The organism is Mesorhizobium sp. DxT, from assembly GCF_058448885.1.
The window spans coordinates 177,417-191,657 of sequence record NZ_JBZFLJ010000006.1; the positions used below are offsets into that span (position 1 = coordinate 177,417).

Consider the following 14,241-nt stretch of genomic DNA (forward strand, 5'->3'; position numbering starts at 1 on the left):
ATGAACTTACGTGCACATTCATACGATGCGTATGTAAGTCAACTCATGCCGAAAATCGAGGAGTTTCCCGATGGCAAATCCATATGGCGTAATTTTCAGTGCGCGGGGAGCCAAGGGCTTTTCCTCCGCGGCCTTCTTCGCCCGCCTACCGATCGCGATGGCGCCGATCGGCATCGTGGCGATGCTGTCCCAAACCCATGGCGAATATTGGCTGGCCGGTGCCGTCTCCGCCACCTTCGCGCTCACCAACGCGTTCATCGCGCCGCAGATATCGCGTTTCATCGACCGGTTCGGGCAGACGGCCGTTGCCACGCCGGCCACGATCGTCTCCGCGCTAGCGTTCGTGGCTCTACTTGCCGCCACCAACCAGGGCTGGGCCAACTGGACGCTCTTCGTGTCCGCTTTTCTTGCAGGTTTCATGCCGAGCATGCCTGCGATGGTGCGGGCGCGGTGGACGGAACTCTTCCGTGACAGGCCGGAGCTCAACACCGCCTTCGCCTTCGAATCGGCGGCCGACGAACTGGTCTATATCGCCGGCGCTTCACTTTCCGTCGGCCTCAGCGTCGCGCTGTTTCCCGAAGCAGGCATGCTGACCAGCACCGTCCTGCTGATCGTCGGCACAGCCGTCTTTCTGGCGCAGCGATCTACTGAGCCGGCGCTTCAGCCCGCCGAAGACGCGTCAACGCATTCGGCGATCCGGCAGCGCCCGGTGCAGATCGTGACGCTGGCACTGATCTTCGTCGGCGCCATCTTCGCCACCGCCGAAGTCAGCTCGGTGGCGATTACGGAAGAACTCGGCCAGCCGAACGCCGCCACTCTCGTCATCGGCGTCTATGCGCTGGGCTCGTTCGTCGTCGGGCTCATCATGGGCGCGCTCAGCCTGAAGACGCCGCTGCACCGCCAGCTTCTGATCGCGCTGTCGATCGTCGGCGCCACCACGGTTCCGCTTCTCTTCGCAGACACCGTCACCCTGCTGGCACTTGCGGTCTTCCTCAGCGGCGTGGCGATCTCGCCGACCTTCATCACGGCCTTCGGCCTGATTGAGCGGCGGGTGCCGGCCAACATGCTCACCGAGGGTGTCACCTGGGTCATGACCGGCATCGGCATCGGCATGGCGTTCGGCGCGTTCGCGACGGGTTGGGTTGTGGACAATTTCGGAGCCCGGAACGGCTTCTGGGTATCGGTCATCGCAGGCACCGCAGCCTTCACGACCGTCCTTCTCGGCCAGCGGAGCCTTGCCGGCGAAAGGCGGGCATCGGCTGCCTCGCTGGCTCAGCCGGCAGAGTAGCGCCCCGCCGGAAACGAGGAGCCCCGCAGTTGCGGGGCTCTTTTCCGTTCAGGCACCTGCAGGCGAAAGCGGCTACAGGATTTCGGTCGAGCTGATCTCGATGCCGAAGCCTTCCAGCCCGACATAGTGCTTTTCGCGCGAGGTGATGAGCTGGATGGAGGCGATGCCGAGGTCGCGCAGTATCTGCGCGCCGAGGCCGATCTCACGCCACTCGCTCTCCCGTCGCAGCGCCTCCTCGTGCGCCTCGCTGCCTTCGTGAGCTGGGCGATTGCGCGACTTCTGGCCGACGCCGACGGAGCCCTCGCGCAAATAGACAATGACGCCGCGGCGGCTTTCGCCCATGCGGCGCATGAGCTCATCCAGGCGGCTGTCGGGACCGAACACGTCGGTCACCACGTCTTCGGGATGCAGACGCACCGGCACGTCGGTGCCGTCGCGTATGTCGCCGAAAACCAGCGCGAAGTGTTGCATGGCATCCCATGGAAGCCGGTAGGTGTAGGCCTTGGCAGGGCCGGCGACCGTCTCGACGTCGAAGCAGTCGACGCGCTCGATCAGCGTTTCCTGCCTTTGCCTGTAGGCGATGAGATCGGCGACGGAGACCTGTCTGAGACCGTGTGTTTCGGCAAAGGCGGAAACCTGCGGGCCGCGCATCACGGTGCCATCGTCGTTTACCAGTTCGCAGATGACGCCGACCGGCGGCAGACCGGCCAGCTTGCACAGGTCCACCGCGGCCTCGGTATGGCCCGAGCGCATGAGCACGCCGCCCTCGCGCGCGACCAGCGGAAAGATGTGGCCCGGGCGCACGAAATCGGCAGCACCGACATTGCCGTTGGCAAGATTGCGCACCGTCAGCGTGCGGTCCTCGGCAGAAATGCCGGTCGTGGTGCCGTGCTTGAAGTCGACGCTGATCGTGAAGGCCGTCGAGTGCGGCGCGTCGTTGTCGGCCACCATCGGCTGAAGATTGAGCCGCTTGGCCTCCTCGCGCGGCATCGGCGTGCAGACGATGCCCGAGGTGTGGCGCACGATGAAGGCCATCTTCTCCGGCGTGCAGTGCACGGCGGCCACGATCAGATCGCCTTCGTTCTCGCGCCCATCATCGTCCATGACGACGACGATCTCGCCGCGCTCGAAGGCGCGCAGCGCCTCAACGATCTTCTTCTGGTCGTATGCCATGCAGGCTGCCCCTCGCTATGTCCGGTCAGGCAATGCGGCCGGTCTGGCCACGATGTCGCAGATAATGGTCCGCGATTGCGCAGGCAACCATGGCCTCGCCGATCGGTACGGCGCGGATGCCGACGCAAGGGTCGTGACGGCCCTTGGTGCGCACATCGACATCCTTGCCGTCGACGTCGACGGAACGGCGGGGCGTCAGGATCGACGATGTCGGCTTCACCGCAAAACGCGCGACGACCGGCTCGCCCGTGGAGATGCCGCCAAGGATGCCGCCAGCGTGGTTGTCAAGGAACAGCGGCCTGCCATCGTTGCCGATGCGCATCTCGTCGGCGTTTTGCTCACCCGTCATGCGCGCGGTGGCGAAACCGTCGCCGATCTCCACGCCCTTGACCGCGTTGATCGACATCAATCCGGAGGCGATGTCCTGATCGAGCTTGGCGTACACCGGCGCGCCGAGACCGGCGGGCACACCCTCGGCGACGATCTCGATCAATGCGCCGACGGAGGAGCCGGCTTTACGCACCTCATCCAGATAGTCGGTGAAGACGGCCACGGATGCCGGATCGGGCGTGAAGAACGGATTGTCGGCGCTCTCGATGAAATCCCAGTTCCAGTTCGCGCGGTCGATCTCCTTCGTTCCCATCGCCACCAGGGCGCCGCGCACGACCACGCCCGGCACGACCTTGCGCGCAAGCGCGCCGGCCGCCACCCGCGCCGCCGTCTCCCGCGCGGAGGATCGGCCGCCGCCGCGATAGTCGCGGATGCCGTATTTGATGTCGTAGGTGTAATCGGCGTGGCCCGGCCGATACCGGCGGGCGATCTCGCCATAATCCTTGGACCGCTGGTCGACGTTTTCGATCATCATCGAGACAGGCGTCCCGGTGGTAATCAGTATCTCGGCATCCGCGTCGTCGGGGACCACGCCGGAGAGCACCTTGACCTGATCCGGCTCGCGGCGCTGGGTGACGAAGCGCGACTGGCCAGGGCGTCGCCGGTCGAGTTCGGCCTGGATCTCGGCCAGCGTGAAACGGATACCGGGCGGGCAGCCGTCGATGACGCAGCCGAGCGCCGGCCCGTGGCTTTCGCCCCAGGTCGTGACGCGAAACAGATGACCGAATGTATTGTGCGACATGCGACAGCCCGCGGAGAGTTTTCGCGTCGCTTCTATTGGCGTTTGCCATGGGCGTCAAACGAGGCCCATGGCTCTGGCATCTGCGCCTACTTCGCCTTGCCGTCCAGCCAACCCTCGATGGATGTCAGCATATGCTGCCAGCCTTCGCGATGACCCTCGACGCTGTCGTTACCGTCGAAATAGAGCCCCTGCTCTACCAGCCGCATGCGCGTGCCCTCGCCATGCTTGTCGAAGGCGACGGTTACCGTGCCCGCGAAAGTCAGCGCGCCGTTTGCGCGCAATGAGCTGCCGTAGACGATCCGGCGTTCGGGATCGATCTCCAGGTAGCGGTTCTCGTTCAGATATTCGTCGCCGCCCTCCGGGCCGAATCGGCAGATGTCGGTGTCGCCGGCAGCGAAGCTGAAGCGGTCGAAATCCATATGCCAGCCCGGGCCGGGATGGCCCCACTGCCGTTGCGCGTCCTCCTGCGACCAGGCCGCGAATACCGCAGCGACCGGGTGATGGTACTCCTTCGTCAGATCGACGGTGCCTTCTTCAAGTTTCATGATTTTTCCTTTCCTGCCGGGTGTTTGACCAGGCCAGCATCGGCAAAGCAGCGTCAGGCCGCCAGAGCGCGTATCGACAAAATCGGGGCATTCGTGCCATTCTCCTCTTATGCCGTTTCAACCTCGCCCGACCGAACCGCTGCGCGTGTCAATCCTTTCCCTGCCGGAAAGCGGGACGATGGCCGCCTTCGGCCTGCATGAGGTGCTGAACGATGCCGGCAAAGGCCATGGCGCGCGTCCGCTGGAGGCCCGGCTTACCGCCCGGCGCGCGCAAGCGTTCAATTCCAGCACGGGGCTGCGCGTCACGCCGCAGCAGGATCTTGCTGCCGAACGCGCGGACGTGGTCATCGTCTGCGACATCCATCTCGACCAGAGCGACTCGCCGGAAGGCCGCTGGGCCGAAGAGATCACCTGGGTGCGGAGCCACCTCGACAGCGGCGCTCTCGTCTGCTCGACCTGCAGCGGCGCCGTGCTTCTCGCCGAAGCGGGGCTGCTGGACGGAGCCGAAGTGGCATCTCACTGGACGATGGCCGACCTCTTCCGCGACCGCTATCCGAGCGTGACGTTCAGGCCGGAACGCATCCTGTGCGATAGCGGGCACGGCGGCCAGATCGTCACGACAGGAGGCGCCTCGTCGTGGCAGGATCTCGCGTTATACCTGATCGGGCGCTTCTGCGGAGCGGAGGAAGCGGCACGCGTGGCGCGGCTGTTTCTGCTGGGCGACCGCGGTTACGGCCAGCTTCCCTTCGCCTCCATGGCACGGCCGCGCCAGCATAGCGACGCCGTTGTGAGCAGGGTGCAGGCCTGGCTGGTGGATAATTACGCCACACAGAATCCCGTCACCGCGATGGTGGAACGCTCCGGCCTGCCCGAGCGCACGCTCAAGCGCAGGTTCAAGGCAGCCACCGGCTATGCGCCTGTCGAATACGTGCAGGCGCTGCGCATCGAGGAAGCGAAGCAGATGCTTGAAACGGAGGACAGCGCCATCGAGGAGATCGGCGCCGAGGTCGGCTACAGCGATCCGACCTTCTTCCGCAAGCTGTTCCGACGTCGGGTCGGCGTGACGCCCGCACAATACCGGCAGCGCAACCGGTTTCGCGGGCTCGCCCAATGATGGCTCTTTTGCCCCGTTCGCAGCCGTTTCGCCACTGACGCGAAAGCCGCGGCTAGGCCACCATCACCGCATCGGGCATAGCGCCCGCTCACCTGATGGAGGCAATGATGGATTTCTTCTATACACCGGGCACATGCAGCCAGGCTGCCCATATCCTGCTCCGCGAGGCGAGGCTGGCATTTCACGCGCACAAGGTCGACATCTTTTCCGGCAAGGTGGATGACGGCAGCAACTACAGGGCGATCAACCCGAACGGTTATGTGCCGGCAATTGCGCTCGACGACGGCACGCTGCTGACGGAAAACGTCGCCCTGCTCGACTGGATCGATGCGCAACGCACGGATGCTAGTTCGCCAACGCCGATGGAGCGCTACCGGCACCTCCAGATGCTCGCCTTCCTGTCCACCGAGGTGCACAAGCCGTTCGTGCGACTGTTCTTCACCGAGAGCGAAGACGAAAAGACCTATTTGCGCCAAGTCCTGGAGCAGCGCTTCGCCTGGATTGGCTCCGTCATGCGAGGGCCCCACATACTAGGTGAGCACTTCTCGGCGTCGGACGCCTTTGCCTATGTCATGCTGCGCTGGGCGGCGATGGTCGAACTGGAAGTTCCGGAAAGGCTGCAAGCGCTTGCGCGACTGGTAGAGGCCCGCGATTCGGTCCGGACGGTCCTTGCAGCCGAAGAGCAGGAACTGCTCGGCATGGCGGCCTGAACAGGCCCCCCTGCGAGCCGGAATATACGGTGGAACAGTTGCCACCGGGCGCGGTTAAAGTTTTGACACAGTCAGCCTGTTTCTGCTTTGGTCGCGCCACAAGCTCGTAGGTCGCCTCGCCCGTGCGAGGCCAGTTGCAAGGAACGACAATGCGTAAGGTGACAAGGGCTGTTTCCGCTTTTCTGATCGCAACCGGCATCGCGCTGTCGCCGATGACCGCATTCGCCGCCGACGACGATGAAGGCACGATCGCCACCGTCGACCGCGAAGGCCTGACGATCACGCTGGACAATGGCAACACCTACAAACTGTCGGGAGAATTCGACGTCGAATCGCTCCAGGAAGGCGTCGACGTCGTGCTGGCCTACGACACGATCGGCGGCGTGAAAACCGTCACCGACCTCATCGTCTACGAATAGGCTTCAAAGCCATTCCAGCGTGCCATTGCGCAAGCGCAGCACGCGATCCTGCGGCACGATGAGGCCAGCGCAGTCGGCGGGGGACAGCGTATCGGTCAGCCGGAAGATCGAGCGGATGATACCACCGTGGGTGACGCAGATCGTGTCACACTTCATCTCGTCCAGAACCGGCCGGATGCGCTCGGTCAGGATCGCGTAGCTCTCCGCGCCCTCGCCCGGCGGCACGAAGTTCCACTTGTCTTCTTCGCGGCGCGCGAAGCAGCCGGGATCGATTGCTTCAAGCTCGGCGAAGGTCTTTTCCTGCCAGCCACCGAAATGGACCTCGATCAGCCGCGGATCGAGCCGGTAGCCATCCGGCGCAAGGCCCATGGCAACGCGGATGCGCTCCATCGTCTCGCGCGTGCGGCGCAACGGGCTCGATACGAAGTCGAAAGCCGCCTGGTCGGCGACCAGTTCACGCAGAAGCTTGCCATTGCGCGTCGCCTGAGCGCGGCCGGTGTCGTTCAGGTCCGTGTCGGCCTGTCCCTGAAGCCTGCCTTCCGCGTTCCAGTCGGTTTGTCCGTGGCGAATGAAATAGACTGTGCGGGGCATCATTCCTTGACGACGGAAATATCGGGCGCGTCGACGGCCTTCATGCCAACGACGTGATAGCCCGCATCGACGTGGTGCACCTCACCCGTGACACCTTTGGAAAGATCGGAAAGCAGGTACAGGCCTGAGCCGCCGACCTCCTCGATCGAGACGGTCTTCTTCAGCGGGGCATTGTATTCGTTCCACTTCAAAATATAGCGGAAATCGCCGATGCCGGAGGCGGCAAGCGTCTTGATCGGGCCGGCGGAAATGGCGTTTACGCGGATGCCCGAGCCACCGAGATCGACGGCCAGATAACGCACGCTCGCCTCGAGCGCAGCCTTGGCGACGCCCATGACGTTGTAGTGCGGCATGACCTTTTCGGCGCCGTAATAGGTCAGCGTGAGGATCGAGCCGCCCTCGGTCATCAATTTCTCGGCGCGCTGTGCGACAGCCGTCAGCGAATACACGGAGATGTCCATGGTGCGCTGGAAGTTCTCGCGCGTGGTCTCGACATAGCGACCGTCGAGTTCGTCCTTGTCGGAAAAGGCAATGGCGTGAACGAGAAAGTCGAGCTTGCCCCATTTCTCACGCAGACCGTCAAAAACGGCATCCACGCTCGACATGTCGGTGACGTCGCAATCGCCGGCCACATGAGCACCGAGATCGGCGGCCAAGGGCTCAACGCGCCTGCGGAACGCGTCACCCTGATAGGTCAGGGCCAGTTCTGCGCCCTGATCGGCGCACGCCTTTGCTATGCCCCAGGCTATCGACCTGTTGTTGGCGACACCCATGATGAGGCCGCGTTTACCCGCCAATAGGCCGTTTCCTGCCGACATGTGACATCTCTCCGCATCTTCTGCCGTTGGCTGCCTATCGCACAGCCGCATGGATGCTTCAAGCTGAACGGTGACGGCTCCTGCCTAAGCCGTGCCGGCCTTCGTGGCGCGCATCAGCGCTTCAAGGTCCGCATCGCCACCTTCGGGCAGCATGATGCGCACATGCGCGTAGAGATCGCCGTGGCCGCCGCCCTTCAGCGGCAGCCCCTTGCCCTTGAGGCGCAGCTTGCGGTCGGAACTCGACCAGGCCGGAATGGAGACGGCGAGCCGCCCGTACGGCGTCTCGACGGCAACCTTCGCGCCGAGCACGGCGTCGGCCAGCGGCACCGGTACGTCGACATGCAGGTCACGCCCGTCCACGCGATAGAGCAGATGCCTTGCCAGCCGCACCTTGACCAGGGCATCGCCCGGCGTACCTCCAAGCGGCGACGGCGCACCCTGACCCTTGAGCCGTATGGTCTGGCCATCCTCGACGAAGGCCGGCAGCTTGATGCCCAGCTTGCGGCCATCGGGAAACGCCGCCGTCACCTTAGCGGCGGTGGCCACCTCCTCGACGGTGACGTCGAGCGTGGCGTTGAGATCGGCGCCCGCCGGGGCCTGCCGCGCGCCCGCACCGGGGCCGCCCGCTCCACCCGCGCCACGCCTGAACGACTGGCCGAAAATCTCGCTGAAAATGTCGCCAGCATCGCCGTCGAAACCGCCGCTGCGGAATTCGTACCGGGCGCCGCCGGGACCCCGTCCGCCTGCGCGGCGGAACGCCTCGAACGGATCACCGCCGCCCGCGCCCTCGAAGTTGGCGAAGCGGGGTTTGCCGCTGGCGTCTATCTCGCCGCGGTCGAACTGGGCGCGCTTGGTTTCGTCGCCCACTACCTCATAGGCCTGATTCGCCTCGGCGAATCGTTCCTTGGCCTTCGGGTCGTCCGGATTCTGGTCCGGATGATATTTCTTCGCGAGCTTGCGGAACGCCGACTTGATGTCTTTCGCAGAGGCGTTCTTCGCAACGCCCAAGACGTCATAGGGATCGCGCATAGTGTCCTGTCTGCCGAAAAAGCGTTGTGAGGTCTTCCGCCGCTAATATGCGTATGGCTAGGAAGAAATTCCAGTGTGATGCAGCATTTCCAGCGCTAATCGACCGGGACGAAGGATTTCATCACCCAAAGCTTCGCCGATCCAAGGCAGGTTTCGCCGCGATAGAGGCGGACACCGTCGAAGCTCTCTCGCGAAGCGGTGAAGGCGCGGCAGAGATAGCCGCTGTCGCGGCTTTCGGTGATGGCGCTGATTGCGCCGCGCGAACCTGTATCGGCGTTGGCCCAGCCAATACCTTCCGGACTCACCTCGTCGACGATGGCCGACGAGACGGCGTTGCGAATGGTCATTTCATCCGAGGTCGCGGCCGCATCGCTGGCCGGTGCCGCTGAATCATGGGAGACGGATCCGGTGACGATCGAACGGTCCGGCACGGCGTCGTCGATGGAAAAGCCTCTGGCGCCACACCCCGAAAGCGCGAAAACGGCAAGCAGCACAAGCGCCCCGCGTGCGCTGAGCCAACGGAAAACCTGCCTGTCCCATCCAGCGAAAGGTTGCGCGGGGCGCGCCAATGGGCATTCTCCCGTCTATCCCAATACGTCAGGACAAGATTATGACCGAGACAGGGTTAACGGACGGTGATTTTACCCAGAGCGCCGAGCCCTACGCGCTTTTCGCCCGCTGGCTGAACGATGCCACCGCGGCCGAGCCGAACGATCCCAACGCGCTGGCGCTGGCGACGGTCGATCCCGACGGCCTCCCGAACGTGCGCATGGTGCTGCTGAAGGGCTTCGACGAAGGCGGCTTCGTTTTTTACACCAACTACGAGAGCGCCAAGGGCCGGGAAATCCTCGCCTCGATGAAGGCGGCCATGTGCTTCCACTGGAAAAGCCTGCGCAGGCAGGTACGTGTGCGGGGTCCTGTGGAGAAGGTCACCGCCGCCGAAGCCGACGCCTATTTTGCGACGCGTGCGCGCGGCAGTCGGATCGGTGCATGGGCTTCGGCGCAGTCACGGCCGCTGGAAAGCCGCTTTGCGTTGGAAAAGGCGGTGGCCGAATATACGGCGCGCTACGCGATCGGCGAGATTCCGCGACCCGCCCACTGGTCGGGGTTCCGGATCAAGCCGGTGTCGATCGAGTTCTGGCACGACCGCCCGTTCCGCCTGCACGACCGCGTGATGTTCGAAGCCGAGGGACACGGCTGGAAGAAGACGCGGCTTTATCCGTGAGATGGCTTCGCTACCCTGTCCTCGCGAGAGGATGGATCGGCGTCAGTTCTTCTTCCGGTTCATGAAGGCGACGAAGGCGTTTCGCGCCTCGTCGGACTTCAGCCGGGCTCGGAAATGCGCGCCTTCCTCCTTGATGCGGGCAACCAGCGCCTCGCGGTCGCCGAGCATGAGGTCACGTGCGATCTTCAGTGCTTCCGGTGGCTTTTCCGCGATACGCTCGGCGGCTTCGAGGGCCGCAGCCTCAAGCTTTTCCTCGGAAACGACCTCGTAGATGAGGCCGGCAGCCTTTGCGCGCTCAGCCGAAAAGCCTTCACCGAGACCCAGCAACGCAAAGGCCTGCTGACGTCCGAGAACGGCGGGTGCGAGCAGGCTGGAGCCGGCTTCGGGCACCAGACCAAGATCGACGAACGGCGTGCGGAACTCAGTGCGCGGCGTGGCGATGGTGAGATCGCAATGCAGGTTGATGGTGGTGCCGATGCCAACGGCAATGCCGTCGACCCCAGACACGATCGGCTTTTGTGATTTCGCGAGCGCGAGCAGGAAGTCGTAGACCTCCATACCACCGTCGCCGCCTGTCGCGACGGCCATGAAATCCGCCAGGTCGTTGCCGGACGAGAAAGCGCCGGGAACGCCAAAGATCAGATGGACGCGCACCTGCGGGTCGTTATCGGCGGCCGTCAGTCCCGCAGCCATGGCCGCATACATGTCGCGGGTGATGGCGTTCTTCTTGTCCGGGCGGTTCATGCGGATGATCTGCACCGCGCCCTTGCGCTCGATTTGGATATGCTGGCTCATCGCAATCTCCTCAGGACGCCAGCGCGGCGTCGGCGGACACCAGGCTTTCAGCGCCGGCGATCACACGCCGCTTGAGAGCCGAGGCTTCGTCGACCAGGTTTTCGGCAAAGAAGCGGGCCAGCGCCACGCGAGCCTTGTCCTCACCGGCAAGCGCGCCGCGCACGAGATACGCGCCGCCCGCGGCAAGCGCGAACAGCCGCAGATAGGGCGTCGCGCCGGCCAGCGCTTCCTCCTGCCGGCCATCCGCGAGCGCGCGCTGGAGGAAATCGGTGGCCTCGGCGAGGTCGTCGAGCGCGGCATTGCACCGTTCCGCCGTCGCACCGAAACCGTCGGCGTTGGACTTGCGCAGGGCCTCGATGTCGGCGCGCAACTCACCGATATAGCCCTTCACGTGCTCCCCGCCGGAGAGCGGCAGCTTGCGGGTGACGAGGTCGATGGCCTGAATGCCGTTGGTGCCTTCGTAGATCGGAGCGATGCGTGCGTCGCGTAGCAGGGCAGCCGCACCGGTCTCCTCAATGTAGCCCATGCCGCCATGCACCTGCACACCAATCGAGGCGACGTCGACGCCGACGTCGGTGGCGAAGGCCTTGGCAACCGGGGTCAAGAGGTTCGCGCGTTCCTGCCAGTGGCGGGCATCGTCGCCCTCGCCGGTGCGGGCCATGTCGAGCGCATGCGCGCATGAGTACGCGATCGAGCGCGCGACCTGGGTCAGCGCCTTCATGGTCAGCAGGTTGCGCTTGACGTCGGCGTGATGGACGATCGGCGCCATCCCCTCGCCGTCGAAGCCCGGCGCCTTGCCCTGACGGCGATCCTGCGCATAGGCAAGCGCCTGCTGGCGCGCCGCTTCCGCGATGGCCACGCCCTGCATTGCGACCGCAAGGCGGGCGTTGTTCATCATCGTGAACATGCAGGCGAGGCCCTTGTTCTCCTCGCCGATCAGCCAGCCGATCGCGCCGGGCTCGCGATCCTTCGCGAAGCCATCGCCATAGATCATCGTACAGGTCGGCGAGGCGTGAATGCCGAGCTTGTGCTCTATCGAGGCGCAGAACGCGTCGTTGCGCGCGCCCAGCGAACCGTCCTCGTTGACGAAGAACTTAGGCACGAGAAAGAGCGAGATGCCCCGGGTACCCGCAGGTGCATCGGGAAGGCGCGCGAGCACCAGATGCACGATGTTGTCGGTGAAATCGTGCTCGCCATAGGTAATGAATATCTTTTGGCCGAAGATACGGTAGGTGCCGTCGCCAACGGGCTCGGCGCGTGAACGCAGAGCGGCAAGGTCGGAGCCCGCCTGCGGCTCCGTCAGGTTCATCGTGCCCATCCACTCGCCGGATACGAGCTTTTCGAGATAGGTCGCCTTGAGCTCGTCCGAGCCGTGTTTTTCCAGCGCCTCGACCGCACCCATGGTGAGCGTGGGGCCAATTGCGAAGGCCATCGATCCCGAGTTCCACATCTCAAGCGCTGCAACCGACAGCATCTGCGGCAGGCCCTGGCCGCCGAAATCCTCTGGGCCGGTGAGCGCGTTCCAGCCACCTTCCGTCCAGCGGCGGTAAAGGTCTTTCCAGCCGGGCGGCGTGGTGACTGCCCCGTCCTTGAGCACCGCGCCATGCTCGTCGCCGATCTTTCGCAAGGGCGTGACTTCGTCGGTGGCGAAACGACCGGCCTCTCCCAGGATGGCGTCGACGAGGTCTTCGGACAGATCGCCCAACCGGCCCGCGTCCAGTGCGGCGCCAAGGCCGGCGATATGCTTGAGGGTGTGAGCGATCTCGTCTACGGGCGCGCGATACATCCGTGTTTCTCCTCCTGCTGCATCCCGGAACCCTGCCCGCATGGCAAAGCCCCGTCCATCCTTCTTCACCGCCGAGTGCTATTTCCTTTTTACGTAAACGTCAAACGTCGGCACTCCACGAGATAGCATCTGAAAGGATCGCCCCCGGAACGACGTGGCTTCAACGGCAGGTCTGATGACGGCGTCAGCCCTTTGCGGCTTCGCGCTCGACCGCGCGCCAGCCAATATCCCGGCGGCAGAAGCCTTCGGGCCAGTCAATGCGATCGACCACTTCATAGGCTCTCCGCTGAGCCTGGGAAACGGTCTCGCCCAAGGCGGTAACGTTCAGCACCCGGCCGCCTGCGGCCAGAAGGCGGTCGCCGTCAAGCCGGGTCCCTGCATGGAAGGCCTTGGCTGCGCCGTCGTCGCCCACCGCATCGGCGACGCCACCGATCACGCTGCCCTTTTCAGGTGCCGCCGGATAACCTTTCGCGGCAAGCACGACCGTCAGCGCCGCATCATCGCGCCAGCGCACCGAAAGGTGGCCGAGCTGGCCATCGACGGCGGCGTTCATGAGCACCAGAAGATCGTCCTTGAGGCGCATCATCAGCACCTGGCATTCGGGATCACCGAACCGGACATTGTATTCGATGAGCTGGGGGCCATCCACCCCGATCATCAGCCCGACGAACAGCACCCCAACGAAAGGTGTGCCCATCTCGGCCATGCCAATCATGGTCGGCCGCACGATTTCGGCCATAACGCGCTCGACCATGTCGTCGGAAAGGATTGGTGCGGGCGAATAGGCTCCCATGCCGCCGGTGTTGGGGCCGGTGTCGCCCTCGCCTACCCGTTTGTGATCCTGCGCGGTTCCAAAGGGCAGCGCATTCTTGCCGTCGCAGAGGCAGAAGAAGCTCGCCTCCTCGCCTTCCAGAAATTCCTCCACGACCACTTCCGCGCCGGCCTCGCCGAACGCGCCCTCGAAACACTGGTCGATGGCATCGAGCGCTTCTTCCAGCGTCATCGCGACGGTGACGCCCTTGCCGGCCGCGAGGCCGTCGGCCTTGACCACGATCGGGGCGCCCACCGATCGGGCATAGGCCTTGGCCTTGGGCGCATTGTTGAAGCGGCCGTAAGCGGCCGTTGGGATGTTGTAACGGGCGCAGAAATCCTTGGTGAAACCCTTGGATCCTTCGAGGCGCGCGGCATCGGCGGAGGGTCCGAAGACGCGGATGCCGGCGCTGGCGAGATCATCGGCGAGGCCGGCGACCAAGGGCGCTTCTGGGCCCACGACGACGAGGTCGATCCGGTTATCGCGGGCGAAAGCCACGATTGCCGCATGGTCCGCAATGTCGAGGGGCACGCATTCGGCCTCTTCGGCGATACCGGGATTGCCGGGCGCCGCGTAAAGCTTCGTCAGGAGGGGCGAGGCCGCGATCTTCCACGCCAGCGCATGTTCGCGCCCGCCCGATCCGATCAGAAGTACGTTCATGGCGGCGATTCCCTGTTGTCCCTTAGGATGCGCTTCCCGGTAGGGCGACAGCGTACGCGGGTCAAGACAAGACAGGCGTTCGTCACGCCAGGCGCGCCTTGCGACATCGCCGCGCCTTGACGCCGGCTGTGGTCCCTGCCACTGC

General features: G+C 64.5%; 15 protein-coding genes. 5 read left to right on the forward strand and 10 right to left on the reverse strand.

Annotation, left to right across the window (positions count from 1 at the left end; all coding sequences use genetic code 11):
* The first annotated feature begins 70 nt into the window (after positions 1-70).
* Positions 71-1,288 carry an MFS transporter gene (locus ACVJNE_RS13360; protein ID WP_499566240.1) on the forward strand — a complete coding sequence of 406 codons (1,218 nt, stop codon included), beginning with the start codon at positions 71-73 and terminating at the stop codon, positions 1,286-1,288.
* A gap of 72 nt (positions 1,289-1,360) precedes the next feature.
* Here the strand turns inward: ACVJNE_RS13360 and ribB are convergent, their stop codons facing one another.
* From ribB to ACVJNE_RS13375, 3 genes are all read right to left on the reverse strand, one after another.
* Positions 1,361-2,461, reverse strand: a complete 1,101-nt coding sequence (ribB, locus tag ACVJNE_RS13365; RefSeq protein ID WP_499566242.1) for a 3,4-dihydroxy-2-butanone-4-phosphate synthase — start codon at positions 2,459-2,461, stop codon at positions 1,361-1,363.
* Positions 2,462-2,486: 25 nt separating this feature from the next.
* The gene (gene aroC / locus ACVJNE_RS13370; RefSeq protein WP_499566243.1) at positions 2,487-3,593 is read right to left on the reverse strand and encodes a chorismate synthase; all 1,107 of its coding nucleotides are present in this window, start codon (positions 3,591-3,593) and stop codon (positions 2,487-2,489) included.
* Between the two features lie 86 nt (positions 3,594-3,679).
* Entirely contained in the window at positions 3,680-4,138 is a 459-nt protein-coding gene (locus tag ACVJNE_RS13375; protein WP_499566245.1) for an SRPBCC domain-containing protein, read from the reverse strand.
* 145 nt (positions 4,139-4,283) lie between these two features.
* On the opposite strand from ACVJNE_RS13375, the gene ACVJNE_RS13380 reads away from it, so the two are divergent.
* From ACVJNE_RS13380 to ACVJNE_RS13390, 3 genes are all read left to right on the forward strand, one after another.
* Positions 4,284-5,252 (forward strand): GlxA family transcriptional regulator, encoded by a 969-nt coding sequence (locus ACVJNE_RS13380; RefSeq protein WP_499566247.1) that lies wholly within the window; start codon positions 4,284-4,286, stop codon positions 5,250-5,252.
* A 107-nt stretch (positions 5,253-5,359) separates the two neighbouring features.
* On the forward strand, positions 5,360-5,962 hold the full coding sequence (locus tag ACVJNE_RS13385) for a glutathione S-transferase N-terminal domain-containing protein (RefSeq protein WP_499566249.1): 603 nt from the start codon (positions 5,360-5,362) through the stop codon (positions 5,960-5,962).
* Positions 5,963-6,111: 149 nt separating this feature from the next.
* Entirely contained in the window at positions 6,112-6,381 is a 270-nt protein-coding gene (locus ACVJNE_RS13390) for a DUF1344 domain-containing protein (protein ID WP_499566251.1), read from the forward strand.
* A gap of 3 nt (positions 6,382-6,384) precedes the next feature.
* Here ACVJNE_RS13390 and ACVJNE_RS13395 read toward each other — a convergent pair whose 3' ends face one another.
* The 4 genes from ACVJNE_RS13395 to ACVJNE_RS13410 all read right to left on the reverse strand — a co-directional run bounded on the left by ACVJNE_RS13395 (position 6,385) and on the right by ACVJNE_RS13410 (position 9,388).
* Complete coding sequence (locus ACVJNE_RS13395; RefSeq protein ID WP_499566253.1) at positions 6,385-6,975, reverse strand: histidine phosphatase family protein; 591 nt, start codon at positions 6,973-6,975, stop codon at positions 6,385-6,387.
* Entirely contained in the window at positions 6,972-7,790 is an 819-nt protein-coding gene (gene fabI / locus ACVJNE_RS13400) for an enoyl-ACP reductase FabI (protein WP_499566255.1), read from the reverse strand. The genes ACVJNE_RS13395 and fabI overlap by 4 nt, the downstream gene beginning before the upstream one ends.
* 84 nt (positions 7,791-7,874) lie before the next feature.
* Positions 7,875-8,819 carry a DnaJ C-terminal domain-containing protein gene (locus ACVJNE_RS13405; RefSeq protein ID WP_499566257.1) on the reverse strand — a complete coding sequence of 315 codons (945 nt, stop codon included), beginning with the start codon at positions 8,817-8,819 and terminating at the stop codon, positions 7,875-7,877.
* A 95-nt stretch (positions 8,820-8,914) separates the two neighbouring features.
* Complete coding sequence (locus tag ACVJNE_RS13410; RefSeq protein WP_499566259.1) at positions 8,915-9,388, reverse strand: RT0821/Lpp0805 family surface protein; 474 nt, start codon at positions 9,386-9,388, stop codon at positions 8,915-8,917.
* Positions 9,389-9,429: 41 nt separating this feature from the next.
* Between ACVJNE_RS13410 and pdxH the strand changes: the two genes are divergently transcribed.
* On the forward strand, positions 9,430-10,044 hold the full coding sequence (gene pdxH, locus ACVJNE_RS13415) for a pyridoxamine 5'-phosphate oxidase (RefSeq protein WP_499566261.1): 615 nt from the start codon (positions 9,430-9,432) through the stop codon (positions 10,042-10,044).
* A gap of 42 nt (positions 10,045-10,086) precedes the next feature.
* Here the strand turns inward: pdxH and ACVJNE_RS13420 are convergent, their stop codons facing one another.
* The 3 genes from ACVJNE_RS13420 to purD all read right to left on the reverse strand — a co-directional run bounded on the left by ACVJNE_RS13420 (position 10,087) and on the right by purD (position 14,096).
* Entirely contained in the window at positions 10,087-10,839 is a 753-nt protein-coding gene (locus tag ACVJNE_RS13420; RefSeq protein ID WP_499566263.1) for a crotonase/enoyl-CoA hydratase family protein, read from the reverse strand.
* Between the two features lie 10 nt (positions 10,840-10,849).
* A complete protein-coding gene (locus ACVJNE_RS13425) occupies positions 10,850-12,625 on the reverse strand; it encodes an acyl-CoA dehydrogenase family protein (protein ID WP_499566265.1) in 1,776 nt (591 codons plus the stop codon).
* 184 nt (positions 12,626-12,809) lie between these two features.
* Positions 12,810-14,096 carry a phosphoribosylamine--glycine ligase gene (gene purD / locus ACVJNE_RS13430; RefSeq protein ID WP_499566267.1) on the reverse strand — a complete coding sequence of 429 codons (1,287 nt, stop codon included), beginning with the start codon at positions 14,094-14,096 and terminating at the stop codon, positions 12,810-12,812.
* Positions 14,097-14,241 lie beyond the last annotated feature (145 nt).

Coding starts and splice junctions, on each gene's coding strand:
- fabI (WP_499566255.1), bottom strand. CDS start 7,790: ATGTCGGCAGGAAACGGCCTATTGGCGGGTAAACGCGGCCTCATCATG.
- ACVJNE_RS13420 (WP_499566263.1), bottom strand. CDS start 10,839: ATGAGCCAGCATATCCAAATCGAGCGCAAGGGCGCGGTGCAGATCATC.
- ACVJNE_RS13375 (WP_499566245.1), bottom strand. CDS start 4,138: ATGAAACTTGAAGAAGGCACCGTCGATCTGACGAAGGAGTACCATCAC.
- ACVJNE_RS13405 (WP_499566257.1), bottom strand. CDS start 8,819: ATGCGCGATCCCTATGACGTCTTGGGCGTTGCGAAGAACGCCTCTGCG.
- ACVJNE_RS13385 (WP_499566249.1), top strand. CDS start 5,360: ATGGATTTCTTCTATACACCGGGCACATGCAGCCAGGCTGCCCATATC.
- aroC (WP_499566243.1), bottom strand. CDS start 3,593: ATGTCGCACAATACATTCGGTCATCTGTTTCGCGTCACGACCTGGGGC.
- purD (WP_499566267.1), bottom strand. CDS start 14,096: ATGAACGTACTTCTGATCGGATCGGGCGGGCGCGAACATGCGCTGGCG.
- ACVJNE_RS13395 (WP_499566253.1), bottom strand. CDS start 6,975: ATGATGCCCCGCACAGTCTATTTCATTCGCCACGGACAAACCGACTGG.
- ACVJNE_RS13390 (WP_499566251.1), top strand. CDS start 6,112: ATGCGTAAGGTGACAAGGGCTGTTTCCGCTTTTCTGATCGCAACCGGC.
- ACVJNE_RS13360 (WP_499566240.1), top strand. CDS start 71: ATGGCAAATCCATATGGCGTAATTTTCAGTGCGCGGGGAGCCAAGGGC.
- pdxH (WP_499566261.1), top strand. CDS start 9,430: ATGACCGAGACAGGGTTAACGGACGGTGATTTTACCCAGAGCGCCGAG.
- ribB (WP_499566242.1), bottom strand. CDS start 2,461: ATGGCATACGACCAGAAGAAGATCGTTGAGGCGCTGCGCGCCTTCGAG.
- ACVJNE_RS13425 (WP_499566265.1), bottom strand. CDS start 12,625: ATGTATCGCGCGCCCGTAGACGAGATCGCTCACACCCTCAAGCATATC.